This window comes from Pseudomonas sp. SDO5271_S396 (assembly GCF_054071795.1).
This window is the reverse complement of the sequence record NZ_JBSVWB010000014.1, coordinates 1-26660: the sequence shown is the minus strand read 5'-3', so window position 1 is coordinate 26660 and position 26660 is coordinate 1. Positions and strand designations below refer to the sequence as shown.

Here is a 26660-nt window from a genome sequence, read left to right as displayed (position 1 = left end):
CTAAGGTAAGTCAATGGACCTACCATCGATACGTTGTTAACTATCGTCCCGCGCGAGGATGTATTCCTCGAGCAGCTTCTTCTCTTCTCCAGAAAGCGAGCGGCTTTCCAGAAGATCGGCGCGTCGTTCATAGGTCCGACCAAGGGACTGCTGTAAACGCCAACGCCGGATGTGTGCGTGATTGCCACTTAGCAATACGTCGGGAACACGCTGATCCGCATACACCTCCGGACGGGTGTAGTGCGGGCAATCCAGCAAACCATCCGTGAAGGAATCTTCCTCCGCGGAGTCCGCATGCCCTAAAGCTCCAGGCAGCAGCCGTGTAACCGCATCTATCAGGACCATCGCCGGCAGCTCACCGCCAGACAGGACATAGTCCCCAATCGACCACTCTTCATCGACATGAGCATCAATAAAACGCTCGTCAATGCCTTCATAGCGACCGGCAATCAGGATCAATGCTTCCTCATTCGCCAGTTCGCGTACCGCCGCCTGTTTCAGCTGACGGCCTTGAGGGGACAGGTAAATAACCTTCGCCTTCTCCCCGGCGACTGCCTTGGCCTGAACCAACGCGTCTTCCAGGGGCTTGATCTTCATCACCATGCCCGGACCACCGCCAAATGGGCGATCATCCACAGTGTGATGTCGATCCGTCGTGTAGTCTCGCGGGTTCCAACAGGTGAGCTGCAACAGCCCCTGTTTCACCGCCCGACTGGTGATGCCGTATTCGCTGATGGCGGAGAACATCTCGGGAAACAAACTGATCACTTCAATGCGCAAATTAGCCACGCTTAGAAGTCCGCGTCCCATTCCACCTTCATCTCGCCCGCTGCCAGGTCAACGGCCAACACGCATTGCTCCGTATAGGGCAACAGGCGTTCGCGATCATCCAGGCTGCCAGCGCAAGGCTTGACCACCATTACATCATTGGCGCCGGTTTCCAGAAGATGATCGATTTTCCCGAGCAATTGCCCGAGTTGATCAACAACCTTCAGACCTTCCAGCTGGTACCAGTAGTACTCGCCGTCGGTCAATTCAGGGAACAGGTTGCGCGGCACGCAGATCTCATAACCGGCCAGAAGACGAGCTTCATCACGATCATCGAGACCCTTGAGCTTTGCGACCAGGAACTTGTCGCTCCCGCGTCCACTGACCAGCTCGACCTGTTTCACACTACCTTCGCGCTTGAGCGTCCAGGTTTTGTACTGCAACAGGTTTTCAGTCGGATCCGTAAAGGAATACACCTTCACTTCGCCGCGAACGCCATGAACAGAGTAAATCTTGCCGATAACGATCAAATCATCAGCAACAGCTGGCGTCGCGTTCATATCGCTCAGGCCGCAGCCTTAGAAGCGTCCTTCAACAGCTGAGCAACACGCTCAGATGGTTGTGCACCAACGCTCAGCCAGTAGGCTACGCGCTCTTGGTTCACGGACAGACGAACTTCTTGACCACGAGCGATCGGGTTGAAGAAGCCAACTTGTTCCTTGTGAGAGCCGTCACGTGGGTTGCGGCTGTCAGTTACGGTCAAGTGGTAAAACGGGCGCTTTTTGGAGCCGCCAAGGGCAAGACGGATTGTTAGCATGTGAACATCGTTCCTGTAGTCGGTGCTGCAAATCTAAATGCACAGCGGGCATGGGTGCCCGAAAGGCCGCATATTCTAAGGAATATCCGGACTTTTGCAAATGCCTTTTTCTGGCGCCTATCGGCGTGCCATTCAGATCTGCTATAGAGCCGTCGGTTAAAACGGCGAGTCAGCGCCCGCCAATGGCGGGTTTGCTGGAGATCCCACATCCCTGTGGGTCGGAGCACAAGCGGGCTTGCGCTCGAATTCTTGTGGCCTGTTTCGTGGATAGCGCTCGATTTTGGCGAGTGGCTGTTGTTCTCAGGCAAGGCGCCGCGACGACTCATAGCTGGCTATGGGGAGGAGCGGCAACGCAGCATGAGGACAACAGACGCCGCCATAATTGAGCAGCTATCCTCGAAACAGGTCACTATATTTTGGGCATGCCGCCGCCGGGCAACATACCGCCCATGCCGCGCATCATCTTGGCCATGCCGCCCTTGGCGGAAAACTTCTTCATCATCTTCTGCATCTGCTTGTGCTGCTTGATCAAGCGACCGATGTCCTGCACCTGGGTACCGGAACCCAAGGCGATACGGCGCTTGCGCGAACCGCTGATCAGCTCCGGGTCACGACGCTCGGCCGGGGTCATGGAGTTGATGATGGCTTCCATCTGCTTGAACTGCTTCTCTGCCGCACCCTGGGCGTTGCCCATTTGCGCCAGGTTCACACCGCCGATATTCGGCAGCTTGTCCATCAGGCCGCCCAGCCCCCCCATGTTCTTCATTTGTTGCAGTTGGTCGCGGAAGTCTTCGAGGTCGAAGCCCTTGCCCTTCTTCAGCTTTTTGGCCAGTTTGTCGGCCTTGTCCTTGTCGAGCGTGGCTTCGGCCTGCTCGATCAAGCTGAGCACGTCACCCATGCCGAGGATGCGCGAGGCGATCCGTTCAGGATGGAACGGTTCGAGCGCTTCGCTCTTCTCGCCCATACCGATGAACTTGATCGGCTTGCCGGTAATGGCGCGCACCGACAATGCAGCACCGCCACGGGCGTCGCCGTCGACCTTGGTCAGGATCACGCCGGTCAGCGGCAAGGCATCGCCAAACGCCTTGGCGGTGTTGGCGGCGTCCTGGCCGGTCATGGCGTCGACCACGAACAGGGTTTCGACCGGGTTGATCGCGGCGTGCAGCGCCTTGATCTCGTGCATCATCTCGTCATCGATGTGCAGGCGACCAGCGGTGTCGACGATCACCACATCGATGAACTTGAGCCTGGCTTCCTTAATAGCAGCGGTGGCGATGTCCACCGGCTTCTGGCTGAGGTCGGACGGGAAGAACGTCACGCCGATGTCGTTGGCCAGTGTTTCGAGCTGCTTGATCGCCGCCGGGCGATAGACGTCGGCGGATACAACCATCACCGACTTCTTCTTGCGTTCTTTCAGCAGGCGCGCCAGCTTGCCGGCGGTGGTGGTTTTACCCGCACCCTGCAAACCCGCCATCAATACGACGGCCGGCGGTACGGCGCTGAGGTTCAGGTCTTCGTTGGCCGCGCCCATCAGGCTTTCGAGCTCGGCCTGGACGATCTTCACAAAGGCTTGGCCCGGCGTCAGGCTGCGGGACACCTCGGTGCCCACCGCACGCTCTTTGACCGAATTGACGAAGTCCTTCACCACCGGCAAGGCGACGTCGGCTTCCAGCAGCGCCATGCGCACTTCGCGCAGGGTGTCTTTGATATTGTCCTCGGTCAGCTTGGCCTTGCCGGTAACGTGGCGCAGCGTCTGCGAGAGACGGTCAGTCAAGTTTTCAAACATGCGCGATCCTTTCAGGCCCTAATCAGCGAAGTGCATTGGTAGACCGAGGTAATGGCGGCCCAGGCTGTAATCAATCGCTGTTAAAAACAGCGCTCGGCGAGCCTGCGGCATGGGCAGGTCGCGGATTATAGCGAAGACTGCCGCCGTGCACACCCGCTGTCTGGCCCGGGAGTCTTTCGTGGAACGCGGGGGTATGCCAAACTCAGCGCCTTTCGGGCTTGTCTATCAGGATTTATGGTCCCCTTGTCACCCAGTTTGCTACCCAGCCTCGCCGCCGCCATTTTGTATGCCGCTGCGACCCTCTATCAGGGCACTCGTCTGGCCAAAGGCGCCAAGGCGGACAAACGCCTGCTCGTGGGCCTTGGCGTGCTGGCCCTGCTGGCCCATGCAGCCAGCCTGTTCACCCACCTGCTGACACCGGTCGGCCTGGGCCTGGACTTTTTCAGCGCCGCCAGCCTGATCGCGGCGGCGGTCATCGCCCTCACGTTGCTGGCCTGCTACCGGATTCCTGTCGAGAACCTGCTGGTGCTGCTGTTCCCGCTGGGCATGCTGACAGTGCTGCTGGCACAGTTCGCCCCCACGGGCACCGTGCAGGTCATCGATGAAGAGCCAGGCATCCTTGCCCACATCCTGCTGTCGATCCTCGCCTACGGCATGTTCACCATCGCAGTGTTTCAGGCCTTGCTCCTGCTGCTGCAGGACCACCAGCTCAAGCACAAGCACCCGTCCGGGCTGATCAAGAACTTCCCGCCCCTGCAAACCATGGAAAGCCTGTTGTTCGGTTTCCTCTGGGCCGGCTGGACGTTGCTGTCGCTGTCGCTGATTTCCGGCTGGCTGTTCGTCGAGAACCTCTTCGCCCAGCACCTGGTACACAAAACCTTGCTGGCGTGCCTGGCCTGGGTGGTGTTCAGCGTGCTGCTGTGGGGCCGCAACCGCCTGGGCTGGCGCGGGCACAAGGCGATCCGCTGGACCCTGGCCGGTTTCTGCCTGCTGATGCTGGCCTATTTCGGCAGCAAGCTGGTCCGCGAATACATCCTGCATATCTGACGGGCGGCGAACATGGACAACCTGCCCCTGGGGCCGATGCTCGCGGTAATTGCCCTGCTGGTGTTGTGGGCGGCGCTGTTCACCGCCATCGAAGCGGCCCAGCAGCACCTGCTGGCCCTGCGCCCCGGCACACGTCAGGGTGACAAGGCTGCCGCCCGCCTGAACTTTCCGCGTAACAGCCTGATTCTGTGCAACACCCTGTGCCGCGGGGTGGTGGTGATTCTCTGCACCCTGCTGGCGATCTATGCCTGGGCGCAAAACGGCCCCTGGCTGGGCTGGCTGATTTCCTCCACGATCCTGCTGGTCCTGGCCGATTACCTGCCCCGCACCCTGGCCACTCGCTACCCACAGGCGGTGTTGGGTTTTGGCAACGCGCTGCTGGGCGTCCCCCTGAAAATCCTGTACCCCTTCGCCTGGCTGCTCAATGGCGCCAGCCTGTTGTTACTGCGCCCGTTCGCGCGCAAGGCCGGGGTCGTGAAAAACAGCGACGAACCCTTGCCGGAACAGGGCGATGAATCCGAGCCTGAAGCCGACGAAGGCCGTACCCCGGGCATGCCCGGCATCCACGCCCTGGACAACATCACGGTCAACGACATCCTGGTCCCTCGCAGCGAGGTGGACGGGATCAACCTGGATGACTCGGTCGAAGACATCATCGAACAGTTGCGCACGTCCCAGCGCACCCGCTTGCCGGTGTTTCACAGCGATATCAATCAGGTCGAAGCCGTGCTCAACACTCGGCAGATCCAACACCTGCTGCCCGATGCCAGCCTTACCAAGGAGGCTTTGCTCGCGGCCTGCCACGAGCCCTACTTCGTCCCGGAAAGCACACCCCTGCAACTGCAATTGCTGAACTTCCATAAACAGCAGCGCCGGCTGGGCATGGTGGTGGACGAATACGGCGAAGTGCTGGGCATCGTGACCCTGGAAGATATCCTCGAAGAAATCGTCGGTGAGTTCGAAAGCGAACAGAATGCGGACAACCCGCATGTCGAAGCGCAGCCGGATGGCCGTTACATCATCGACGGCGCCGCCTCCCTGCGCGAACTGAACAAAAGCCTGGGTTGGCACCTGCCCAGCGACGGCCCGAAGACCCTCAACGGCCTGGTGACCGAAGCGCTGGAAACCATCCCCGATTGCGCGGTATGCCTGAAGATCGGTCGCTATCGCCTGGAGATTCTCGAGACCGAGGACAACCGCGTAAGCAAGGTGCTGCTCTGGCACACCAGCCACATACCTGCCGCGACATAAATTACCGCTCCAGGGTTGCATTTGCGCAACGCGAAGCCCAACAAAGGCCGCAGCCCGCAAGATGGATCCCATTTCTCGCTAAAATTCGCCGTTTTCCCCTCTTGTTGAATACTTAGCTCCCTTCCTATAATCCCTGCGGCTTACCCAAGCTTCGCCCGACCGCGTGCTACCCGCACTCCACGAGTCCCGGCACTGCTTTACCCTGCCTGACCGGCGTGCGCTCTTATCCCCGAGCCCTCCCCGTGCATTGCCCATGACCCATGGGTGTTCGGCCCCACAACCATTTCGCGTTCACACGCGCAACGACCGTCAGGGATTTCTCCATGAGCACCACCTACACCGAGGCCGCCGCCGCGCCGCCGAGCAACTCGACAAGTCGGGTTGCCACCGCGAGCATCATCGGCACCGCCATCGAGTTCTACGACTTCTATATCTACGCCACCGCCGCCGCTCTGGTGATCGGGCCGGTGTTCTTCCCGCAGACCTCGGGCACCGCGCAGATGCTGGCGTCGTTCCTGACTTTCGGGATCGCCTTTATCGCCCGACCGCTGGGTTCGGCGCTGTTCGGGCACTTTGGGGACCGTATCGGTCGCAAGTCGACCCTAGTGGCCTCGCTGCTGCTGATGGGCGTGTGCACCACCTTGATCGGCCTGCTGCCGGGCTATGACAGCATTGGCGCCTGGGCGCCGATCCTGTTGTGCGTACTGCGTTTCGGCCAGGGCCTGGGCCTTGGCGGGGAATGGGGTGGAGCCGCCTTGTTGGCCACCGAGAATGCACCCAAGGGCAAGCGCGCCTGGTTCGGCATGTTCCCCCAGCTGGGCCCTTCCATCGGGTTCCTTGCGGCGAACGGTTTGTTCCTGATCCTGGCCATGGGCCTGAGTGACGAGCAATTTCGCAGTTGGGGTTGGCGCATTCCGTTCATCCTCAGCGCTGCGCTGGTGATGGTCGGCCTGTATGCACGCTTGAAACTGCACGAAACGCCGGTGTTCGCCAATGCCGTGGCCAAACAAGCCCCGGTGAAAGTGCCGCTGGTAGAGCTGTTCAGCCAGCACTGGGTGCCGGTATTGCTGGGCGCCGCCTCAATGGTGGTGTGCTACGCCTTGTTCTACATCACCACTGCGTTTTCCCTGAGCTACGGCGTCTCGACACTGGGCTACAGCCGGGAAACCTTCCTCGGTCTGCTGTGTTTCGCTGTGCTGTTCATGGGCCTGGCCACGCCAATAGCCGCCTGGGCCAGCGACCGTTTCGGACGCAAACCGGTGCTGATCGTCGGCGCGATCCTCACCATTCTGTCGGGCTTTACCATGGAGCCGTTGCTGACCCATGGTTCGACCTGGACGGTGGCACTGTTCCTGGCGCTGGAGCTGTTCCTGATGGGCGTGACGTTCGCACCGATGGGCGCCATGCTGCCGGAACTGTTCCCGACCCGTGTGCGTTATACCGGTGCTTCGGCGGCGTATAACCTGGGCGGGATCGTGGGCGCCTCGGCGGCACCGTTCTTCGCGACCAAGCTGGTGGCGATGGGCGGCCTGAGTTATGTCGGCGGGTATGTGTCGGCGGCAGCGGTGCTCAGCCTGATCGCTGTGCTGTGCCTGAAAGAGACGCGGGACAATGATTTGAATCGCGTCGCCTGATAGATGATCGTTCCCACGCTCTGCGTGGGAATGCCTCTTGTGACGCTCTGCGTCACGCTTTGGGACGCAGAGCGTCCTGGGCTGCGCTCCCACGCGGAGCGTGGGAACGAGCTTTACGGGGTTACAGCTCTACCACAACAGCCTTGGAAGCCCGCGTGGCCTTGGCCCGGGCCGCTTCGATCGACTCGTCGCGCGCCAGCGCCACACCCATCCGACGCTGGCCATTCACTTCCGGCTTGCCAAACAGGCGCAACGCCGTGTCAGGCTCGCTCAAGGCCGCGCCCAGGTTGGCAAACGCGGTCTGGGTCGACTGCCCTTCCACCAGAATCACCGCCGACGCCGAAGGCCCGAACTGACGGATCAGAGGGATCGGCAGGCCGAGAATCGCACGCGCGTGCAAGGCAAACTGCGACAGGTCCTGGGAAATCAGGGTCACCAAGCCGGTGTCATGGGGACGCGGCGACACTTCGCTGAACCACACCTGGTCACCCTTGATGAACAACTCCACGCCAAACAGACCACGCCCACCCAGGGCTTCGGTCACGGCCTTGGCCACGCGCTCGGACTCGGCCAACGCGACCGGGCTCATGGTCTGCGGCTGCCAGGACTCTTGGTAGTCGCCCTTCTCCTGACGGTGACCGACGGGAGCACAGAACGTGGTGCCCCCCACGTGACGCACGGTCAGCAGGGTGATTTCGTAGTCGAAGTCGATGAAGCCTTCAATGATCACACGGCCCTTGCCGGCACGCCCGCCTTCCTGGGCGTAGTCCCAGGCTTTCTGCACGTCATCCGCGCTGCGCAGCAGGCTCTGGCCCTTGCCCGACGAGCTCATCACCGGCTTGACCACGCACGGGAAGCCCAGGTCCTGGACAGCCTGGCTGTAGTCTTCGAAGGTGTCGGCGAAGTGGTACGGCGAGGTCGGCAGGTCCAGCTCTTCGGCGGCCAGGCGACGGATGCCTTCACGGTTCATGGTCAGCGAGGTGGCGCGCGCGGTCGGGATCACGGTGAAGCCTTCGGCCTCCAGTTCCACCAGGGTGGCAGTGGCGATGGCTTCGATTTCCGGCACGATGAAATGCGGCTTCTCGGCCTCGATCACCGCACGCAGGGCGGCGCCGTCGAGCATGTTGATGACATGGCTGCGATGGGCAACCTGCATGGCCGGTGCGTTCGCGTAGCGATCCACGGCAATCACTTCAACGCCCAGGCGCTGCAGTTCGATTACCACTTCCTTGCCCAGCTCACCGCAGCCACACAGCAAAACGCGGGTCGCGGTTGGCGACAATGGAGTTCCGATTCGGGTCATCTCAGGTCCTCAGGGGAGCGGATCATAGGGAGAAAGGCCGGCATTTTACATGAACCGCAAGAATTGGCCTCAGTTGGCGACAGCCCGTTTGCGCAGGCGCCAGGCCATGATCAGCCACACCACCGTCACCCCGGCGAACTTGGAGACCAGCGCCGTGCCCGCCACGGCGGGTGTCAGCGCGCCAATCAGGCCGAAGAAGATAAAGGTGTCGAGGGGAATGCTCAGTGCCGAACTTATCCACAGGCGGTCGTGGAGCGGGCGCTTGGTGATGCTGAACACCAGCCAGTCGATGCATTCGGACACCGCGAACGCCGTGGCGCTGGCCAGCGCAATGGCCGGATCGGACGTGACATACGACAGCACCAGCGCCGCCAGCATCGCGATGATCGCGCCGTGGCCGAAGCGGGTCTGCACCATGTCGCGCAGGATAAAAACCAGGCCGCCCCAGGCGGACCAGATGACATCCAGGTGTGGGGCGGTGGAGAAAGCGAAGTTGATCAGCACGACACTGCTGATGTAGGCGATCAGGAAGAGCATGAAGGGATGGACCTGTGGGTAATGCCACACAGGGTACTTCACATTTGGAAATATGTCGTCCGGGCGGGCCTCATCGCAGCGATGCGGCGGCCCGACAAGCCAGCTCCCACATTCGACCGCGTTTATCCTGTAGGAATGCGGTCAAATTGTGGGAGCGGGCTTGCCCGCGAAAGCGATCTATCAGGCGCCCGATTTCCCCGAAATCATCCACACCAACCCACTCGCCTTCGCCCGCTCATGACACAACCCCAACACCACCCGGCGCTCGGCGTTGTCCATGCGGCTCCAGCGCGTGATCTCATCCACGGTGCGCTGGCAGCCGGTGCAAATGTCGTCGTCATCCAAGGCGCAAATGCTCACGCACGGCGAGGCGACGGGGCGTTCAGTCGGGTTCATCCTTGCTGCTCAACCAAGTCGCGCGCATACCGCTGCGCGTTATGCACATAGTGCGCGGCGCTCGCTTCCAGCATGCGTTTTTGCGCATCCGTCAGCTCACGCACCACTTTGCCCGGCGAGCCCATCACCAGCGAACCGTCAGGGATTTCCTTGCCTTCGCCGATCAGCGAATTGGCGCCGATGATGCAGTGCTTGCCGATCTTCGCGCCGTTGAGGATCACCGCGTTGATGCCAATCAAGCTGTAATCGTCGACGGTGCAGCCGTGCAGCATGGCGTTGTGGCCGATGGTCACGCCGGTGCCCAGGGTCAGCGGATAGCCCATGTCGGTGTGCATCACGCTGCCGTCCTGCACGTTGCTGTTCTTGCCGATCAGGATCAATTCATTGTCGCCACGCAACACCGCGTTGAACCAGACGTTGGCGCCCTCCTCCAGCTTGACCTTGCCCACCAGCGTGGCATTCGGCGCCACCCAGCTGTTCGGATGCGTCTCGACGCGGGCATCGCCCAGGCGATATTTCATGGTGTTTCCTCACGGCAGGCCATTTAGGTGATGGCTTAGATATTGATGAAGCTCTTGGGCGGCTGGTGCAGGCTGATGTTGGAATCGTCATAGAGCAGGTTGATCAGCTCGACGATCATGATCGCCGTCAGCCCCCAGATCTTGTATTCGCCAAAGCGATAACTGGGCACGTACCAACTGCGGCCCTGGTAGTCGATACGGTGGGTATGCTCGCGCGGATCCTGGCGGAAGAACTCCAGGGGGACGCTGAAAACGGCGGCGATTTCCGCATCGTTGGCCAGGTATTCCACATAGTCGGGGATAACGCCGACATAAGGCGTGACACGAATGCCGTGCTTGGAGATCAGCGGACTCAACGGGCCGATGACCTCCACCAGGCCGGGGGGCAAGCCGACTTCTTCTTCGGCCTCGCGCAACGCCGTGAACACCAGGTCCGGGTCTTCGGGGTCGCGGCGCCCACCGGGAAAGGCCACTTCGCCGCCATGGGTCGACAGGCCGCTGGCACGCAGGGTCAGGATCAGCTCGGGTTCGTCACTGCGGGTGATCGGCACCAACACCGCCGCTTCCGGGAAACGATCGTCGGTTTCCAGCGTGCGTGGCGTATGATTGCGTACCCGGCGAAGTAGCTCGTCCAGCATGAGGCATCTCGATCTGTTGGCTACCCCGCATCATGCACCAAAGCGTGCGGGCGCCCAACCCCAAACACAACTTGCGGGCACGGCAGCCGCCACGCCAAGATAGGCGCAGTCCCCAGGAACCCCAGCATGAATTTCTGCAGCCAGTGCGGTAAACCGGTCACCCAACGCATTCCCGAAGGCGACGGTCGCCTGCGTTTTGTCTGTGACCATTGTCAGACCATTCACTACCAGAACCCCAACATCGTTGCCGGCACCTTGCCGTTATGGGGCGACAAGGTGCTGCTGTGCCGCCGCGCCATCGAGCCGCGCCTGGGCTACTGGACCCTGCCCGCCGGCTTCATGGAGAACGGTGAGACCGTGGAACAGGCGGCCGCCCGAGAAACCCTGGAAGAAGCCTGCGCCCGCGTGCGCAACCTGAATATCTACACCCTGATCGATGTACCGCACATCAACCAGGTGCATATCTTCTACCGCGCCGAACTGGTGGACCTGGATTTCGCCGCCGGCCCCGAAAGCCTTGAGGTGAAGCTGTTCGACGAGGCGGACATCCCTTGGTCCGAGCTGGCTTTCCGTACGGTCGGACGTACCCTAGAATACTTTTTCGCCGACCGTCGGCAGCAGGCGTACCCCGTACGCAGCGAAGCCGTTGCGCCCATGGGCAAGCCCACCCAATAAGAACCCGGCACACAGGGATACCGTTTTAATGCGTTGGTTGCTTGCTCTTATCTGTTTGTCGTTCGCTGCCCTGTCTTGCGCCTCCACGGTGGAAACCATCGGCGGCAGGCCCGTCGAGAAAATCCTGGTGCTCAAGGCCGCCCATCAGTTGCAACTGATCCACGACGGCAAACCGTTCAAGACCTACCGCATTTCCCTGGGCAAAAACCCCAAGGGCACCAAACTGATCGAAGGCGACCGCCGCACGCCCGAAGGCTTCTACTGGATCGACTGGCGCAAGACCAGCGACCGTTTCAACCTGGCCATGCACATTTCCTATCCCAATATCAGCGACGCTGCCCGTGCCCGCCGCGAAGGCGTAAAGCCCGGCAGCATGATCATGATCCACGGCACGCCGGACAGCGAAGACTACCCGGAGCAGTGGTTCCATACCCTGGACTGGACCGACGGCTGCATCGGCATGCGCAACGTGGACATGCGTGAAGTCTGGAACCTGGTCAAGGACGGCACCATGATCGAGATTCGTCCCTGATCACCGACCGTTGGTAAATTAATTCAAAAATATTTCCTGCCCTGCGCAGCGCCTGCCGGTGAATACCAGTTCACTGCGCGGGCTGCGTCGTGCTGCGCGCAAGAAAAGACCTCTCTAATACCACTTGATACCACTTGCCACTCCAGGGCCCTGAAACCCGCATTTGCACGGTTTTGGTTGCATTGACATGGTATTTAAGTGGTATTAATTTCCGGCCACTACCGGGCGACAACACTCCAATAACCGCATCGGAAACCATCACGATGAACCCTATCCTGGCCCTGCGCCCCGACGACAAACAGTCCACGCCGCTCTACCTGCAACTGGCCCGTAACCTGGAAGCGGCCATCCATGCCGGCGAGTGGAAATCCGAGCAGGCCCTGCCCTCGGAACGTGTACTCAGCGAGCAGTTGAACATCTCTCGAGTCACCGCGCGCAAGGCCCTGGAGGTCTTGTTCGCCCAAGGCCTGATCCGCCGCAGCCAAGGTTCCGGCACCTTCATCACGCCCCGTTTGGAACAACCGCTGTCACGCCTGTCGGGCTTCAGCGAGATGCTGCGCCTCAAGGGCTTTGTGCCCAGTTCGCAGTGGCTGGAACGCGACCTGACCCCGCCGACCCACGAAGAACTGATCCGCCTGGCTCTGTCGCCCACCGACAAAGTCGCGCGCCTCAAGCGTTTGCGCAAAGCCGATGACACGGTGATGGCGATTGAAACCACCACCATCCCGGCCTCGATCCTCCCCCAGCCCCAGGCATTGGGTAATTCGCTGTACGAATACCTGGAGAGCATCGGCAAGCCCATCGTCCGCGCCTTGCAGCATGTGCAGGCGATCAATGCGTCGGACGAGTTCGCCGCGCTGGTGGGCATCGCGCCCGGTACCGCCATGCTGCTGATGTCCCGGGTCGGCTACACCGCCGACAACACGCCCATCGAAATCACCGACACCTACTGCCGCAACGACTACTACGACTTCGTCGCAGAGCTGCGCCGCTATGACTACTCCGCTGAACTGCGAATTTAGAGAACTGCCCATGTCCGAAGACAACATCCTCACGCCCCACGGCTGGATTCGCGGCCGCCTGGTGCATGAGCACGGCAAGGTGATCGCCATCGAAGGCACACCGTGCGACCCGGCCGACAATGACCTGCCCTATGTACTGCCCGGCTTTATCGACCTGCATGTGCACGGCGGTGGCGGCAAGGACATCATGGAAGGCAGCGAAGCCTTCGAGACCATCACCCGCACCCATGTGCGCTTCGGCACCACCTCGTTGCTGGCCACCACCATGACCGCGCCGGTGGAAGAAATCTCCAGCGTGCTGGGCCAGCTCGGCCGCTTCTGCGAACAGCGCCCCGCCGGCAGCGCCCGCGTACTCGGCGTGCACCTGGAAGGCCCCTACATCAACCCCGGCAAGCTCGGCGCCCAACCCAACTTCGCCCACACCGCGCTGATGGCCGAGGTGGAAGCCTACCTGCGCCTGGCTCCGATCCGGGTGATCACCATTGCCCCGGAAATCGCCGGGCACGAGGGCCTGATCCGCGCCCTGAGCCAACGCGGCGTGCGCATGCAGATCGGCCACACCCTGGGCAGCTACGAAGAAGGCGTCGCCGCACTCGCCGCCGGCGCCACCAGTTTCACCCACCTCTACAACGCCATGAGCCCGCTGCATCACCGCGAACCCGGCATCGTCGGCGCGGCCCTGGCCCATGCCCAATTCGCGGAGCTGATCCCGGACTTGCTGCACGTGCACCCCGGCGCCATGCGCGTGGCCTTGCGCTCGATCCCATGCCTGTATTGCGTCACCGATTCCACCGCCGCCGCCGGCATGCCCGACGGCGAATACAAGCTGGGCAGCCACACCGTCACCAAATGCCTGGGCGGTGTGCGCCTGGCCGACGGCACCCTGGCCGGCAGCACGCTGACCATGGACCAGGCGCTGCGCAACCTGGTGAAAATCGGCCTGCCCCTCAGCGAAGCCTCGCAACGCCTGTCGCAATTCCCGGCGGATTACCTGGGCCTGGAAGAACGCGGCCGCCTGCAACCCGGCAGCTATGCCGACTGCGTGCGCCTGGACCGCTCCCTGACACTCACCGACGTAATGGTCGAAGGAGAAACCATTGACTTCAAAAATGCTTGAAGAGGCCCTGGCCTCCGGCGACGCCGTCGCGGCACAACTGCAACGCCTGGACCCGCTGCTGGAAGAAATCGCCGGCCGCCTGCGCCGCCAACCGCCGCAAGTGGCGATGACCATCGCCCGGGGCAGTTCGGACCACGCCGCCAGCTACTTTGCCTATGTGGCCATGCAACACGTGGGCATTCCGGTGGCGTCGTTGCCGATGTCCGTGGTGACGCTGCTGCAAGCGCCATTGAAAGTCAGCGGTCAGGTTGCCTTCGGTTTCTCGCAATCGGGGCAAAGCCCGGACCTGGTCAACAGCCTGCGCCTGCTGCGCAAACGCGGGGCCTTGAGCATTTCGATGGTCAACGCCGAAGACTCGCCGCTGGAGGCCGCCTGCGAATTCCATGTGCCACTGTGCGCGGGGCCGGAACAAAGCGTCGCGGCCACCAAGAGCTTTATCGCCACCCTCAGCGCCAGCGCGCAGCTGATCGGCCACTGGAACCAGGAAGCCGAGTTGCTGCACGCCTGCCACGCCCTCCCCGATGACCTGCGCGAAGCTGCGCGGCAGGATTGGAGCCCAGCCATCGACGCACTGCGCGACTGCCAGCGTTTGATGGTGATCGGCCGTGGCGCCGGCTTTGCCATCGCTCAGGAAGCCGCGCTCAAACTCAAGGAAACCTCGGCGATCCAGGCCGAAGCCTTCAGCAGCGCCGAAGTGCGCCACGGGCCGATGGCCTTGATCGACCACGACTACCCCTTGCTGGTGTTCGCCCCACGCGGCGCCGAGCAGGCCGGCCTGCTGAGCCTGGCCGGCGACATGCGCCAACGCGGCGCCCGTGTGTTGCTGGCGGCGCCGGACGATATCGCCGAACGCGACCTGACCCTGAACCGCGCCGAACACCCGACCCTGGACCCGATCCTGGCCATCCAGAGTTTCTATGTGATGGCCGCTGGCCTGGCGGTTGCCCGGGGCATGAACCCCGACCAGCCACGCCACCTGAGCAAAGTCACTCGCACTCACTGAGTCGATGACCACGTTTTCCTGATGAGTACCGTGCCCATGTCCAACAACAATAATGCAGTGACCCTCAGCGCCCCCTTAAGCGGACCGGTGCTGGCCCTGGGCGACGTTCCCGACGAAGTGTTCGCCAGTCACGCCATGGGCGACGGCATTGCCATCGACCCGCTGAACGATTGCCTGCATGCGCCCTGCGACGGCGTGATCATCCACGTCGCCCGCACCGGTCATGCCTTGACGATTCGGGCCGACAACGGCGCCGAACTGCTGATGCACGTGGGCATCGACACCGTGGAGCTCAATGGCGAAGGCTTCGCGCTGCTGGTCAAGGACGGCGCACGGGTCAGCAAGGGCCAGGCGCTGGTGCAATTTGACCTGGACCGCATTGCGCGCCAGTGCAAAAGCCTGGTCAGCCTGATCATTCTCACCAATGGCGAACGTTTTGATCTGCGTCCGGTGGCCGGGCCTGCGGTGAAGGTGGGTGAGCCGTTGCTGCAGGTGATGCCGCGCTCGGCAGCCACGGTTCAGACCGCGGTGGATAACGCGGTCACCGAGGCCAGCGCCGTTGTACAGATCACCCATCGCGGCGGTTTGCATGCGCGGCCTGCTGCCCTGGTCCGCAACGCGGCGCAGGGTTTCAGCAGCCAGACCACGCTGCACTTCGACGGTAAATCGGCAACCTGCGACAGCTTGATCGGCCTGATGGGCCTGGGCATTGGCGAAGGCGACGAGGTCAGAGTGACCTGTCGCGGCAAAGACGCCGAAGCGGCGTTACCGGCCGTGGTTGCCGCCTTGTCAGCCACGATCAAGGAAGAACACCACGCCCCCGTGGCCGTTGCCCCACGCCGGGTCAACACCGAAGCCAACGTGCTGCAAGGCGTCTGCGCCGCACCGGGGCTGGTCTGCGGGCCGCTGCTGCGCCTTACCGGCATCGAGCTGCCGGAAGACACCGGCAACCACGCCGCCGATGAGCAACTGCAACGCCTGGACGCTGCCCTGGAACAGGTACGTGGTGAAATCCGCAGCACCTTGAAACAGGCACAGCAACGCAAGGCTGTGGAAGAAGAAGATATCTTCGCCGCCCACCTCGCCCTGCTGGACGACCCCGCCCTGCTGGACGCCGCGACCGGTGCCATCGAACACGGCAGCGCCGCCACGCACGCCTGGCGCGACGCCATCCAGGCACAGTGCGCCGTGTTGCAAGCCCTCGGCAAACCGCTGTTCGCCGAGCGTTCCAATGACCTGCGCGACCTGCAACAACGTGTGCTGCGTGCCTTGCTGGGCGAGGCCTGGCACTTCGAACTGCCCGCTGGCGCCATCGTCAGCGCCCACGAACTGACCCCTTCCGACCTGCTGCAACTGAGCGCGCAACAGGCTGCCGGCATCTGCATGGCCGAAGGCGGCGCGACCTCCCACGTGGCGATCCTGGCACGGGGCAAAGGCTTGCCCTGTGTGGTCGCATTGGGTAGCGAAGTGCTGGAGGTGCCCCAAGGCCAGCGCGTGGTGCTCGACGCCGCCAATGGCCGTCTGGAACTGGCCCCCAGCGCAGCGCGTCACGCCGAAGTGCACCAGATTCGCGACGCGCAGAAACAGCGACGCCGGCAGCAACAGGTCCAGGCCCGGCAACCGGCGCAGACGACAGACGGATTGCTCGTCGAAGTCGCCGCCAACGTCGCTTCCAGCGCCGAAGCCCAAGTGGCGTTTGAAAACGGCGCCGATGGCGTCGGCCTGCTACGCACCGAATTCCTCTTCGTCGACCGCCGTACCGCGCCGGATGAACAGGAACAGCGCCAGGCCTACCAGGCCGTGCTGGATGCCATGGGCGACAAGTCGGTGATCATTCGCACCATCGATGTGGGCGGCGACAAACAGCTCGACTATCTGCCACTGCCGGTCGAGGCCAACCCGGTGTTGGGCCTGCGCGGCATTCGCATGGCGCACGTGCGCCCGGAACTGCTCGACCAGCAACTACGCGCGCTGCTGCAAGTGAGCCCGCTGGAACGCTGCCGCATCCTGCTGCCCATGGTCAGCGAAGTGGATGAACTGCTGCAGATCCGCCAACGCCTGGATGAACTGTGCGCCGAGCTGGAACTGACCCAGCGTCCCGAACTGGGGGTGATGATCGAGGTACCCGCCGCCGCGCTGATGGCCGAGCAGTTGGCCAGGCATGCGGACTTTTTGTCCATCGGCACCAACGACCTGTCCCAGTACACCCTGGCCATGGACCGCGACCACGCCGGCCTCGCCGCCCGCGTCGATGCACTGCACCCGGCGTTGTTGCGGCTGATCGCCCAGACCTGTGCCGGCGCGGCTAAACACGGACGCTGGGTTGGCGTGTGCGGCGCCCTCGCCTCCGACCCGCTGGCCACGCCGGTATTGGTGGGCCTGGGGGTCAGCGAGCTGTCGGTGAGTCCGCCGCAGATCGGAGAAATCAAGGACCGCGTCCGCCACCTGGACGCGGCGCAATGCCGGCAAATCAGCCAAGGCTTGCTCGACCTGAGCAGCGCCAAGGCCGTTCGCCAAGCCTGTCAACACCACTGGCCGCTGAGCTGACAACAACAAGAAAAGGGAGACTCGCCATGTACCAACATTTCATCGAAGGCCTGCAACGCCTGGGCCGTGCACTGATGCTGCCGATCGCGATCCTGCCGATCGCCGGCCTTCTGCTGCGCCTGGGTGATACGGATCTTTTGAACATCGCCGTGATGCACGACGCCGGGCAAGCGATCTTCGCCAACCTGGCGCTGATCTTCGCCATCGGCATTGCCGTGGGATTCGCCCGCGACAATAACGGCACCGCCGGCCTGGCCGGGGCGATTGGTTACCTGGTGATGATCTCCACCCTCAAGGTGATGGACTCGACCATCAACATGGGCATGCTCGCCGGGATCGCCAGCGGTTTGATGGCCGGCGCACTGTACAACCGCTTCAAGGACATCAAGCTGCCGGAATACCTGGCGTTCTTCGGCGGGCGACGCTTTGTGCCGATTGTCACCGGTTTTTCGGCGGTCGCCCTGGGCGTGATCTTCGGCCTGATCTGGCCGCCGATCCAGCATGGCATCAACAGCTTCGGCGTGCTGCTGATGGAAAGCGGCAGCCTGGGCGCGTTCGTGTTCGGCGTGTTCAACCGCTTGCTGATCGTCACCGGCTTGCACCACATCCTCAACAACATGGCGTGGTTCGTGTTTGGCAGCTTTACCGACCCGGTGACCGGCGCGGTCGTGACCGGCGACCTGACCCGCTACTTCGCCGGTGATCCGCAAGGCGGCCAGTTCATGACCGGCATGTTCCCGGTGATGCTGTTCGGCCTGCCCGCAGCGTGCCTGGCGATGTACCGCAACGCACTGCCGGAACGCCGCAAGGTGATGGGCGGGATTTTCCTGTCCATGGCGCTGACTTCGTTCCTGACCGGGGTGACCGAGCCGATCGAGTTCGCGTTCATGTTCCTCGCGCCGTTCCTGTACCTGATCCACGCGGTGTTGACCGGCTTTTCGATGGCCGTGACCAACCTGCTGAATATCCACCTGGGCTTTACCTTCTCCGGCGGTTTTATCGACATGGTGCTGGGTTGGGGCAAGTCCACCAACGGCTGGCTGGTGTTCCCGGTGGGCTTGGCGTATGCGGTGGTCTACTACAGCGTGTTCAACTATTGCATTCGGCGCTTCAACTTGAAGACGCCAGGCCGTGAAGACATACAGGTGGTGCAGGCTGAGGTGATGTCGGATAACCAGCGCGCCACGGCCTACATCCAGGCCCTGGGTGGTGCGGCGAACTTGCTGAGCGTCGGTGCCTGCACCACGCGCCTGCGGTTGGACATGGTGGATCGCAACAAAGCCGTGGATGCCGAACTGAAAGCGCTGGGCGCCATGGCGGTCGTGCGGCCCGGGAATGGCGGGAGCTTGCAGGTGGTGGTCGGGCCGATGGCCGATAGCATTGCCGATGAGATTCGCTTGGCAATGCCTTCGTTTGTTGCTGATACGCCCGCAGCGTTCGCGCCTGTGGATAAACCGGTCGCGGTGAACGCACAGGAAGCCGAGAAATGGCTGGATGCCTTGGGTGGCCGGGAAAATGTACGCCGGCTGGAAGCCGTGGCGATGACTCGGTTGCGGGTAGAACTGGGGGATGATTCGGTATTGTCCGAAGCAGATCTGACTGCACTGGGTTGCCAAGGTGTGAGCCAACTGGACAGCGGTGTTTGGCACTTGCTGATTGGTGACAAGGCGTCGGGGTTGGGTGAGGCGCTGGAACGGTTAGTCGCTCGCCCGATCAACGCCTGACCTCTGTGGCGAGGGAGCTTGCTCCCTCGCCACAGAGTGGGAACGATCATTAAAGGCCGTCAAACTTTATTGACTTGCCACCTGTTGGACGAGTTCTGCCCATCTCGCGTAGTCACATGGAACGTATAGGATTGCGGTTCCGATAGAGCTACAACATAACTCCATGAGCCCTGGTCATCTGCTGTTATATGTTCCTGGGACGCACGATCACTATGAAAAATCAAAGGCTGGTCGGGAAACAGCGCTTTTCCATAGACAAAGACCCGGTCCGCTGTTGTGTCACCAGGATTCGAGATCTCTACCCCCCCACCAACCACTCTATCGATAGTAAGTGCCATGATTGCTCTCCGTTGCGATGAATGAGCTGTCAGTAGAAACCGCGCAAGCCTTTCGCGTAACTGTCAGATTTAACAGGTGCGGGCAGTCCTTGGATGAACAGTCAAAGCTGATCAGGAGGGAGGCAGCCAAACTGCAGGAGCCGGCCTTAAATGGCGACTGGAGTGTTGAGACCAGGACTCTCATTCAAGTTCAACACCCGATCCACCATCAATTGGATACCTTCGAGCATCCGGTGAACTGCCAGCGCGATATCTCGCTGGGCACCGTCGACCTCAAAGGCCAAATGGCCCGTCAGCGCCTGTACTGACGCAATATCCTGGGCGGCATTAGCGAGCAGGGTTTCGCTGTCGAGGCTGAGTCGTACGCTGAAGAGTTGGTCGGTGGGAAGAGAGTTGAATGGGGGATCTGGGCTGTCTTTGATCATGGTAAAACTCCTGAAAAAAATAGGAGCTGTCTACATCACTTGCAGATGATGGGAGGCAGCTGTGCGCGGGTCTGCAAGACCGAGTCAGGAGCAGCTCGGCAGACCCGAAGGTCTCCCACGCACAGCCACCACAAAATGATGACCATGAAAAACGCCACGATTATAGCGGCGCTTCTTAGCTCCCAACATGATTTCGGCAGGCTTGCAGTCCCGGTCGCTGAATTGGCAGCGACTGGCGAAGGTTAGTGAGGCAAGTTCCGAGGGACAACCTGAAAGGCATGTGGGAAAGATCTGAGGTGCCTGGGCTGACGCCATCGCGGGCAAGCCCGGCTCCGACATTTTTGACCTGTGAATGCATTCAAAATGTGGGAGCTGGCTTGCCTGCGATGAGGCCCTCGCAGGCAACAAAAAACCCGCTGACCAAACTGGCCCAGCGGGTTTCCTGTTTTCACAGCCGTCGAATCAAAAATCCGCCAACTGCCACACCTCATACGCCGGTGTCTCGTACGGGTGACTGAGTTTGAGCGCAGCCACAACAGCCACGATCAACTCATCCGCCACCACCAACTCCACCTTCCACTCTTCAACCACTTCAACCTGGCCCACCTGCCCGAGAAACGGCTGGCTGCCGTCCATCGCGCGGAATTGGCCCTGGCCCAGCACTTGCCAGGCGCAGCTGTCGTAATTGCCGATGCGGCCGCCGCCAGCAGCGAAGACGGCGGTTTTCACCGCCTCCACATGGCTGTCGGGTACGAAGAAGGCGAGCTTGTACACCGTCTTAGTTCACCCACACGCGGGCGTTGCGGAACATGCGCATCCAGGCGCCGTCTTCGTTCCACTCTTCCGGACGCCACGAGTTCTGCACGGCGCGAAATACGCGCTCCGGGTGCGGCATCATGATGGTGACGCGACCGTCGCGGCTGGTGAGGCCAGTGATCCCGCGCGGCGAGCCGTTCGGGTTGGCCGGGTAGGTCTCGGTGACCTTGCCGTGGTTGTCGACGAAACGCATGGCCACGCAGCCGGACAGGTCGGCTTCCAGCAACGCTTCTTCGCTTTCGAACTCGGCATGGCCTTCACCATGGGCGATGGCGATCGGCATGCGCGAACCGGCCATGCCTTGCAGGAAGATCGAGTTGGACTCCTGCACCTGCACCATGGCGACTCGGGCTTCGAACTGCTCGGACCGGTTGCGCACGAAGTGCGGCCAGAACTCGCTGCCCGGGATCAGCTCGTGAAGGTTGGACATCATCTGGCAACCGTTGCACACCCCCAGGGTGAAGCTGTCGTTGCGCTCGAAGAAGCCCTGGAACGCGTCGCGGGCACGGCTGTTGAACAGGGCCGATTTGGCCCAGCCTTCACCGGCACCCAGCACGTCGCCGTAGGAGAAACCACCACAGGCCACCAGGCCTTTGAATTCGTTGAGGTCAACGCGACCGGCGAGGATGTCGCTCATGTGCACGTCAATCGCATTAAAACCGGCACGGTCGAACGCCGCCGCCATTTCCACCTGGCCGTTGACGCCCTGCTCACGCAGCACGGCAACCTGTGGGCGAATGCCTTTCTTGATGTAGGGCGCGGCGATGTCCTGGTTGACGTCGAAGCTGAGCTTGGTGCTCAGGCCCGGGTTGTCTTCCTCCAGGATCACGTCGAACTCCTGCTCGGCGCAGTCGGCGTTGTCACGCAGGCGCTGGATCTGGTAGCTGGTCTCGGCCCACTGGCGTTGCAGCAGACGGCGCTGGCCTTCGAACACGGTGTCGCCGTTGAACACGATGTTGATTTCACCGTTGTTGATCGGCTGGCCGATCACCGCTACGCAGTCACCCAGGCCAGCGGCGCTGAATTGTGCCAGCACATCCGGGGTGGCGTCCTGGCGAACCTGAATCACCGCGCCCAGTTCTTCGTTGAACAGGATGCCGTTGATCTCGGCAGCATCCTCGGCAACGCTGTCGAGCACGATGTTCAGGCCGCAGTGACCGGCGAAGGCCATTTCGACCACGCTAGTCAGCAGACCACCGTCGGAACGGTCGTGGTAAGCCAGCAAATGGCCGTCGGCATTGAGGCCCTGGATCACGGCGAAGAAGGCTTTCAGGTCTTCGGCGTCATCGACGTCCGGCGCTTGCTTGCCGAGCTTGCCATGGGTTTGCGCCAGGATGGACGCGCCCATGCGGTTCTGGCCACGGCCCAGGTCGATCAGGATCAGATCGGTGGTGCCCTTGTCCATGCGCAGTTGCGGGGTGAGGGTCTGGCGGATGTCGGTGACCGGTGCGAAACCGGTGACGATCAGCGACAGCGGCGAGGTGACGTTCTTGTCCGAACCGTCTTCTTTCCAGCGGGTGGCCATGGACATGGAGTCCTTGCCCACGGGGATGGTCAGGCCCAGCTCAGGGCACAGTTCCATGCCGACCGCTTTCACGGTGTCGTACAGACGGGCGTCTTCACCCGGGTGACCGGCGGCGGACATCCAGTTGGCCGACAGTTTGATGTCGGACAGTTTGCCAATGCGCGATGCGGCCAGGTTGGTGAGGGTTTCACCGATGGCCATGCGGCCCGACGCCGGAGCGTCCAGCAGAGCCAGCGGCGTACGCTCGCCCATGGCCATGGCTTCACCGGTGTACACATCGAAGCTGGTGGCGGTGACGGCAACGTCGGCCACCGGTACTTGCCATGGCCCCACCATTTGGTCACGGGCCACCAGGCCGGTGATGGTGCGGTCGCCGATGGTGATCAGGAAGCTTTTGCTCGCCACGGCCGGGTGGTGCAGCACGCGCTCGATGCTGTCGGCCAGTTCCAGCTGGCTTGGGTCGAAATCATCACCCAGCTCGGCTTCACGCTTGGCCGAACGGTGCATGCGCGGTGCCTTGCCCAGCAGCACTTCCAGCGGCATGTCCACCGGGCTGTTGCCGAAGTGGCTGTCCGTGACCGTCAGTTGCGGCTCGGCAGTGGCTTCGCCGACCACGGCGAACGGGCAGCGCTCGCGTTCGCAGATGGCCTGGAAACGTGCGAAGTCTTCAGGGCCCACGGCCAGAACGTAGCGTTCCTGGGATTCGTTGCTCCAGATTTCGTGCGGGGCCATGCCCGGCTCGTCGTTTGGAATGTTGCGCAGTTCGAAACGGCCACCGCGGTCGCCATCGTTGACCAGTTCCGGGAAGGCGTTGGACAGGCCACCAGCGCCGACGTCGTGGATAAAGCTGATCGGGTTCTTGTCACCCAGTTGCCAGCAACGGTCGATGACTTCCTGGCAGCGACGCTCCATTTCCGGGTTTTCGCGCTGTACGGAAGCGAAGTCCAGGTCCGCCGAGCTGGTGCCGGTGGCCATGGAGGAAGCCGCACCGCCGCCCAGACCGATCAACATCGCCGGGCCGCCGAGCACGATCAGCTTGGAACCGACCAGGATCTCGCCTTTCTTGACGTGTTCTTCACGGATGTTGCCCATGCCGCCGGCCAGCATGATCGGCTTGTGGTAGCCGCGCACTTCATCGCCACGGGGGGTGGTGATGGACTGTTCGAAAGTACGGAAATAGCCGGTGAGGGCCGGACGCCCGAATTCGTTGTTGAACGCGGCGCCGCCCAGCGGGCCTTCGATCATGATGTCCAGCGCAGTCACGATGCGCTCAGGCTTGCCGTACGGCACTTCCCAAGGCTGTTCGAAGCCCGGGATCTGCAGGTTGGACACGGTGAAACCGGTGAGGCCCGCCTTTGGCTTGGCGCCACGGCCGGTGGCACCTTCGTCACGGATTTCGCCGCCGGAACCGGTGGCGGCACCCGGGAACGGAGCAATCGCGGTCGGGTGGTTGTGGGTCTCGACCTTCATCAGGATGTGCACCGGCTCCTGCACCGCGCCGTACTGGCGGGTTTCGGGGTCCGGGAAGAAACGGCCGGCGACGTTGCCGACGATCACCGAGGCGTTGTCTTTATAAGCCGACAGAACACCTTCGCTGTGCATCACGTAGGTGTTCTTGATCATGCCGAACAGGCTTTTTTCCTGGCTTTCGCCGTCGATGTCCCAGCTGGCGTTGAAGATCTTGTGACGGCAGTGCTCGGAGTTGGCCTGGGCGAACATCATCAGTTCGATGTCGTGCGGGTTGCGCTTGAGGCCGTTGAAAGCGTTGACCAGGTAGTCGATCTCGTCTTCGGCCAGGGCCAGGCCCAGTTCGGTGTTGGCCTTATCGAGGGCGGCGCGGCCACCGCCCAGCACGTCGATGGCGGTGAGCGGCTTGGGTTCGGCGTGGCTGAACAGGCCGGCAGCCTGTTCCAGCTGGCCGACGATGATCTGGGTCATGCGGTCATGCAGGCTGCTGGCGATCAGTTCGGCCTCGGCATCGCTGAACTGGCCAGCGACATAGAAGGCGATACCGCGCTCCAGACGCTGGATTTTTTCCAGGCCGCAGTTACGGGCGATGTCGCTGGCCTTGCTCGACCAGGGCGAGATGGTGCCGAACCGTGGCAGAACCAGAAACAGCCGGCCAGTCGGCTCTTGAACAGGAACGCTGGGACCGTACTTCAGAAGGCGTGCCAGCACTTGCTGCTCATCAGCGGTCAATGCGCCGGTAACGTCGGCGAAGTGAGCAAATTCAGCGTACAGGCCTGTAACAGCTGGAACCTTCTGGCTCAGTTGCTCAAGGAGTTTGCTGTGGCGAAAGGCAGAAAGGGCAGGAGCGCCGCGCAGGATCAACATCTTCGGGACAGCCTCGGGAAGGGGGTGTGCTTTGAGGCCGTGCATTCTAGCGTAAACCGCCGCCAACGGCACCCGAAACGGCACCGCTGGCCGTCGCCGGACGTCAGTTGGCCGGATTACACCGCTCGCGGAGGGCCATCCGGGGTATTCCGGGCAGTTATTTTAACCGCCACAATCGCTCGCCAAGCCCCGTTTCTGCGGGCTGCAGCACAGTTTTGGCGGCGCTAGCAGACAAGTCCCACGCTGTCGAGATATGGCGCCGTGGGCCGTTTGCGTATACTGCGCAGATGTTCTCCCCAACTGCTTTGCGCCCGCGGTGCGCCAAATGGCTCATCGCTACCGGACTCTTCCTGATGCTCAGCGCCTGTGTTGATAAACCCAGCACGCTCGAGCGAATCAAGGAGGATGGCGTGTTGCGGGTGATTACCCGGAACAGTCCGGCCACGTATTTCCAGGACCGCAACGGTGAAACCGGCTTCGAGTACGAACTGGTCAAACGGTTTGCCGACGACCTGGGCGTCAAGCTGGAAATCGAGACAGCCGACAACCTCGACGACCTGTTCGGCCAGCTGGGCAAGCCCAACGGCCCGGTCCTCGCCGCCGCCGGCCTGGTCAGCAGTGAGCAGCGCCAGCAGCAGGTACGCTTCTCCCATCCATACCTGGAAGTGACACCGCAGATCATCTATCGCAACGGTCAGTCCCGTCCGACGAACGCGGCGGACCTGGTGGGCAAGAAGATCATGGTGCTCAAAGGCAGCACCCACGCCGAGCAACTGGCGGCGCTTAAAAAGCAGAATCCTGCGATCGAATACGAAGAATCCGACGCCGTTGAGGTGGTCGACCTGCTGCGCATGGTCGACGAAGGCCAGATCGACCTGACCCTGGTGGACTCCAACGAAGTGGCGATGAACCAGGTGTACTTCGCCAACGTGCGCGTGGCGTTCGACCTGGGCAACGCCAGCAACCAGAGTTGGGCCGTGGCCGCCGGCGAAGACAACAGCCTGCTCAACGAGATCAACAGCTACCTGGACAAGGTCGAGAAGAATGGCACCCTGCAGCGTCTGAAGGACCGTTATTACGGACACGTCGATGTCCTAGGCTATGTGGGCGCCTACACCTTCGCCCAGCACCTGCAGCAGCGTTTGCCCAAATACGAGAAACACTTTCGGGCCTATGCCAAGGAAGAAAAGGTCGACTGGCGTCTGCTGGCCGCCATCGGTTACCAGGAATCCCTGTGGCAACCGGCGGTCACCTCCAAGACCGGCGTGCGCGGCCTGATGATGCTGACCCAGAACACCGCCCAGGCCATGGGCGTGTCCAACCGACTGGACGCCAGGCAAAGCATCATGGGCGGCGCCAAGTACCTGGCCAAGATCAAGGATGAACTGGACGACAGCATCGCCGAACCGGATCGCACCTGGTTCGCCCTCGCCGCCTACAACGTCGGCACCGGCCACCTGGATGACGCGCGCACCCTGGCCAAGCGCGAGGGCCTGAACCCGAACAAGTGGCTCGACGTGAAGAAGATGCTCCCGCGCCTGTCGCAGAAGCAGTGGTACAGCAAGACCCGCTACGGCTACGCCCGGGGCGGCGAGCCGGTGCACTTCGTGGCGAACATCCGGCGCTACTACGACATCCTGACCTGGGTGACCCAGCCGCAACTGGAGGGCAACCAGGTGGTCGAGGGCAACTTGCATGTACCGGGTGTGGACAAGACCAAGCCCCCGGAAGACAACCCGCAGCTTTAAAAGCAGGAGCACAGTCCAGTGAGCGGGCCTGTGTGGTGAGCGGGATTGCCCCGCGCTGGGGCGCAGCTATAAGCCCTCTCTCCAGACACCACAAAACAAATGTGGGAGCGGGCTTGCCCGCGAATGCGGAGTGTCAGCCACTGAATGTGCTGACTG

The 26660-nt window shown here is 62.1% G+C and carries 23 protein-coding genes; 11 read left to right on the top strand and 12 right to left on the bottom strand.

Annotation, left to right across the window (positions count from 1 at the left end):
• Window positions 1-36: 36 nt before the first annotated feature.
• The 4 genes from trmD to ffh form a co-directional block, all read right to left on the bottom strand.
• On the bottom strand, window positions 37-810 hold the full coding sequence (gene trmD, locus ACW9IN_RS12425; protein WP_457366146.1) for a tRNA (guanosine(37)-N1)-methyltransferase TrmD: 774 nt from the start codon (window positions 808-810) through the stop codon (window positions 37-39).
• Window positions 792-1328 carry a ribosome maturation factor RimM gene (rimM, locus tag ACW9IN_RS12420; RefSeq protein WP_457366145.1) on the bottom strand — a complete coding sequence of 179 codons (537 nt, stop codon included), beginning with the start codon at window positions 1326-1328 and terminating at the stop codon, window positions 792-794. Before rimM ends, trmD begins: the two co-directional genes overlap by 19 nt.
• A gap of 5 nt (window positions 1329-1333) precedes the next feature.
• Window positions 1334-1585, bottom strand: a complete 252-nt coding sequence (gene rpsP / locus ACW9IN_RS12415) for a 30S ribosomal protein S16 (RefSeq protein ID WP_003209587.1) — start codon at window positions 1583-1585, stop codon at window positions 1334-1336.
• Between the two features lie 409 nt (window positions 1586-1994).
• Window positions 1995-3371 (bottom strand): signal recognition particle protein, encoded by a 1377-nt coding sequence (gene ffh, locus ACW9IN_RS12410; protein ID WP_457366144.1) that lies wholly within the window; start codon window positions 3369-3371, stop codon window positions 1995-1997.
• A gap of 234 nt (window positions 3372-3605) precedes the next feature.
• Between ffh and ACW9IN_RS12405 the strand changes: the two genes are divergently transcribed.
• The 3 genes from ACW9IN_RS12405 to ACW9IN_RS12395 all read left to right on the top strand — a co-directional run bounded on the left by ACW9IN_RS12405 (window position 3606) and on the right by ACW9IN_RS12395 (window position 7303).
• On the top strand, window positions 3606-4418 hold the full coding sequence (locus ACW9IN_RS12405) for a cytochrome C assembly family protein (protein WP_457366143.1): 813 nt from the start codon (window positions 3606-3608) through the stop codon (window positions 4416-4418).
• A gap of 12 nt (window positions 4419-4430) precedes the next feature.
• Entirely contained in the window at window positions 4431-5669 is a 1239-nt protein-coding gene (locus ACW9IN_RS12400; RefSeq protein WP_457366142.1) for a transporter associated domain-containing protein, read from the top strand.
• A gap of 323 nt (window positions 5670-5992) precedes the next feature.
• Window positions 5993-7303 carry an MFS transporter gene (locus ACW9IN_RS12395; protein ID WP_457366141.1) on the top strand — a complete coding sequence of 437 codons (1311 nt, stop codon included), beginning with the start codon at window positions 5993-5995 and terminating at the stop codon, window positions 7301-7303.
• A gap of 121 nt (window positions 7304-7424) precedes the next feature.
• Here ACW9IN_RS12395 and purT read toward each other — a convergent pair whose 3' ends face one another.
• From purT to ACW9IN_RS12370, 5 genes are all read right to left on the bottom strand, one after another.
• Window positions 7425-8606 carry a formate-dependent phosphoribosylglycinamide formyltransferase gene (gene purT / locus ACW9IN_RS12390; protein WP_457366140.1) on the bottom strand — a complete coding sequence of 394 codons (1182 nt, stop codon included), beginning with the start codon at window positions 8604-8606 and terminating at the stop codon, window positions 7425-7427.
• A gap of 69 nt (window positions 8607-8675) precedes the next feature.
• Complete coding sequence (locus tag ACW9IN_RS12385; RefSeq protein WP_016971941.1) at window positions 8676-9143, bottom strand: VUT family protein; 468 nt, start codon at window positions 9141-9143, stop codon at window positions 8676-8678.
• A gap of 180 nt (window positions 9144-9323) precedes the next feature.
• Complete coding sequence (locus ACW9IN_RS12380; RefSeq protein WP_457366139.1) at window positions 9324-9539, bottom strand: DUF1289 domain-containing protein; 216 nt, start codon at window positions 9537-9539, stop codon at window positions 9324-9326.
• Window positions 9536-10060, bottom strand: coding sequence for a gamma carbonic anhydrase family protein (locus ACW9IN_RS12375; protein WP_457366138.1), 525 nt, complete (start codon window positions 10058-10060; stop codon window positions 9536-9538). Before ACW9IN_RS12375 ends, ACW9IN_RS12380 begins: the two co-directional genes overlap by 4 nt.
• A gap of 35 nt (window positions 10061-10095) precedes the next feature.
• Window positions 10096-10698, bottom strand: a complete 603-nt coding sequence (locus tag ACW9IN_RS12370) for a CoA pyrophosphatase (RefSeq protein ID WP_457366137.1) — start codon at window positions 10696-10698, stop codon at window positions 10096-10098.
• 126 nt (window positions 10699-10824) lie between these two features.
• Between ACW9IN_RS12370 and ACW9IN_RS12365 the strand changes: the two genes are divergently transcribed.
• The 7 genes from ACW9IN_RS12365 to nagE all read left to right on the top strand — a co-directional run bounded on the left by ACW9IN_RS12365 (window position 10825) and on the right by nagE (window position 19318).
• On the top strand, window positions 10825-11373 hold the full coding sequence (locus ACW9IN_RS12365) for an NUDIX hydrolase (protein ID WP_457366136.1): 549 nt from the start codon (window positions 10825-10827) through the stop codon (window positions 11371-11373).
• A gap of 28 nt (window positions 11374-11401) precedes the next feature.
• Window positions 11402-11905 carry a L,D-transpeptidase family protein gene (locus ACW9IN_RS12360; protein WP_457366135.1) on the top strand — a complete coding sequence of 168 codons (504 nt, stop codon included), beginning with the start codon at window positions 11402-11404 and terminating at the stop codon, window positions 11903-11905.
• Window positions 11906-12168: 263 nt separating this feature from the next.
• Entirely contained in the window at window positions 12169-12927 is a 759-nt protein-coding gene (locus ACW9IN_RS12355; protein WP_457366134.1) for a GntR family transcriptional regulator, read from the top strand.
• A 10-nt stretch (window positions 12928-12937) separates the two neighbouring features.
• A complete protein-coding gene (nagA, locus tag ACW9IN_RS12350) occupies window positions 12938-14044 on the top strand; it encodes an N-acetylglucosamine-6-phosphate deacetylase (RefSeq protein WP_457366133.1) in 1107 nt (368 codons plus the stop codon).
• Window positions 14025-15047, top strand: a complete 1023-nt coding sequence (locus tag ACW9IN_RS12345) for an SIS domain-containing protein (protein WP_457366132.1) — start codon at window positions 14025-14027, stop codon at window positions 15045-15047. The genes nagA and ACW9IN_RS12345 overlap by 20 nt, the downstream gene beginning before the upstream one ends.
• 36 nt (window positions 15048-15083) lie before the next feature.
• On the top strand, window positions 15084-17594 hold the full coding sequence (gene ptsP / locus ACW9IN_RS12340; RefSeq protein WP_457366131.1) for a phosphoenolpyruvate--protein phosphotransferase: 2511 nt from the start codon (window positions 15084-15086) through the stop codon (window positions 17592-17594).
• A gap of 26 nt (window positions 17595-17620) precedes the next feature.
• Window positions 17621-19318, top strand: a complete 1698-nt coding sequence (gene nagE, locus ACW9IN_RS12335; protein WP_457366130.1) for an N-acetylglucosamine-specific PTS transporter subunit IIBC — start codon at window positions 17621-17623, stop codon at window positions 19316-19318.
• Between the two features lie 484 nt (window positions 19319-19802).
• On the opposite strand, the gene ACW9IN_RS12330 is transcribed toward nagE, so the two are convergent.
• The 3 genes from ACW9IN_RS12330 to purL all read right to left on the bottom strand — a co-directional run bounded on the left by ACW9IN_RS12330 (window position 19803) and on the right by purL (window position 24756).
• Window positions 19803-20081, bottom strand: coding sequence for a DUF6124 family protein (locus ACW9IN_RS12330; RefSeq protein ID WP_457366129.1), 279 nt, complete (start codon window positions 20079-20081; stop codon window positions 19803-19805).
• A gap of 462 nt (window positions 20082-20543) precedes the next feature.
• Window positions 20544-20855 carry an NGG1p interacting factor NIF3 gene (locus ACW9IN_RS12325; protein WP_457366128.1) on the bottom strand — a complete coding sequence of 104 codons (312 nt, stop codon included), beginning with the start codon at window positions 20853-20855 and terminating at the stop codon, window positions 20544-20546.
• A 4-nt stretch (window positions 20856-20859) separates the two neighbouring features.
• Complete coding sequence (gene purL, locus ACW9IN_RS12320; protein WP_457366127.1) at window positions 20860-24756, bottom strand: phosphoribosylformylglycinamidine synthase; 3897 nt, start codon at window positions 24754-24756, stop codon at window positions 20860-20862.
• 287 nt (window positions 24757-25043) lie between these two features.
• Between purL and mltF the strand changes: the two genes are divergently transcribed.
• Window positions 25044-26504 (top strand): membrane-bound lytic murein transglycosylase MltF, encoded by a 1461-nt coding sequence (gene mltF / locus ACW9IN_RS12315; RefSeq protein WP_457366126.1) that lies wholly within the window; start codon window positions 25044-25046, stop codon window positions 26502-26504.
• The last annotated feature ends 156 nt before the right edge of the window (window positions 26505-26660 follow it).

Excerpts from the sequence above, each read along its gene's own strand:
- trmD (WP_457366146.1), bottom strand. The coding sequence starts at position 810 with ATGGGACGCGGACTTCTAAGCGTGGCTAATTTGCGCATTGAAGTGATC.
- rimM (WP_457366145.1), bottom strand. The coding sequence starts at position 1,328 with ATGAACGCGACGCCAGCTGTTGCTGATGATTTGATCGTTATCGGCAAG.
- rpsP (WP_003209587.1), bottom strand. The coding sequence starts at position 1,585 with ATGCTAACAATCCGTCTTGCCCTTGGCGGCTCCAAAAAGCGCCCGTTT.
- ffh (WP_457366144.1), bottom strand. The coding sequence starts at position 3,371 with ATGTTTGAAAACTTGACTGACCGTCTCTCGCAGACGCTGCGCCACGTT.
- ACW9IN_RS12405 (WP_457366143.1), top strand. The coding sequence starts at position 3,606 with ATGGTCCCCTTGTCACCCAGTTTGCTACCCAGCCTCGCCGCCGCCATT.
- ACW9IN_RS12400 (WP_457366142.1), top strand. The coding sequence starts at position 4,431 with ATGGACAACCTGCCCCTGGGGCCGATGCTCGCGGTAATTGCCCTGCTG.
- ACW9IN_RS12395 (WP_457366141.1), top strand. The coding sequence starts at position 5,993 with ATGAGCACCACCTACACCGAGGCCGCCGCCGCGCCGCCGAGCAACTCG.
- purT (WP_457366140.1), bottom strand. The coding sequence starts at position 8,606 with ATGACCCGAATCGGAACTCCATTGTCGCCAACCGCGACCCGCGTTTTG.
- ACW9IN_RS12385 (WP_016971941.1), bottom strand. The coding sequence starts at position 9,143 with ATGCTCTTCCTGATCGCCTACATCAGCAGTGTCGTGCTGATCAACTTC.
- ACW9IN_RS12380 (WP_457366139.1), bottom strand. The coding sequence starts at position 9,539 with ATGAACCCGACTGAACGCCCCGTCGCCTCGCCGTGCGTGAGCATTTGC.
- ACW9IN_RS12375 (WP_457366138.1), bottom strand. The coding sequence starts at position 10,060 with ATGAAATATCGCCTGGGCGATGCCCGCGTCGAGACGCATCCGAACAGC.
- ACW9IN_RS12370 (WP_457366137.1), bottom strand. The coding sequence starts at position 10,698 with ATGCTGGACGAGCTACTTCGCCGGGTACGCAATCATACGCCACGCACG.
- ACW9IN_RS12365 (WP_457366136.1), top strand. The coding sequence starts at position 10,825 with ATGAATTTCTGCAGCCAGTGCGGTAAACCGGTCACCCAACGCATTCCC.
- ACW9IN_RS12360 (WP_457366135.1), top strand. The coding sequence starts at position 11,402 with ATGCGTTGGTTGCTTGCTCTTATCTGTTTGTCGTTCGCTGCCCTGTCT.
- ACW9IN_RS12355 (WP_457366134.1), top strand. The coding sequence starts at position 12,169 with ATGAACCCTATCCTGGCCCTGCGCCCCGACGACAAACAGTCCACGCCG.
- nagA (WP_457366133.1), top strand. The coding sequence starts at position 12,938 with ATGTCCGAAGACAACATCCTCACGCCCCACGGCTGGATTCGCGGCCGC.
- ptsP (WP_457366131.1), top strand. The coding sequence starts at position 15,084 with ATGTCCAACAACAATAATGCAGTGACCCTCAGCGCCCCCTTAAGCGGA.
- nagE (WP_457366130.1), top strand. The coding sequence starts at position 17,621 with ATGTACCAACATTTCATCGAAGGCCTGCAACGCCTGGGCCGTGCACTG.
- ACW9IN_RS12330 (WP_457366129.1), bottom strand. The coding sequence starts at position 20,081 with ATGATCAAAGACAGCCCAGATCCCCCATTCAACTCTCTTCCCACCGAC.
- purL (WP_457366127.1), bottom strand. The coding sequence starts at position 24,756 with ATGTTGATCCTGCGCGGCGCTCCTGCCCTTTCTGCCTTTCGCCACAGC.
- mltF (WP_457366126.1), top strand. The coding sequence starts at position 25,044 with ATGTTCTCCCCAACTGCTTTGCGCCCGCGGTGCGCCAAATGGCTCATC.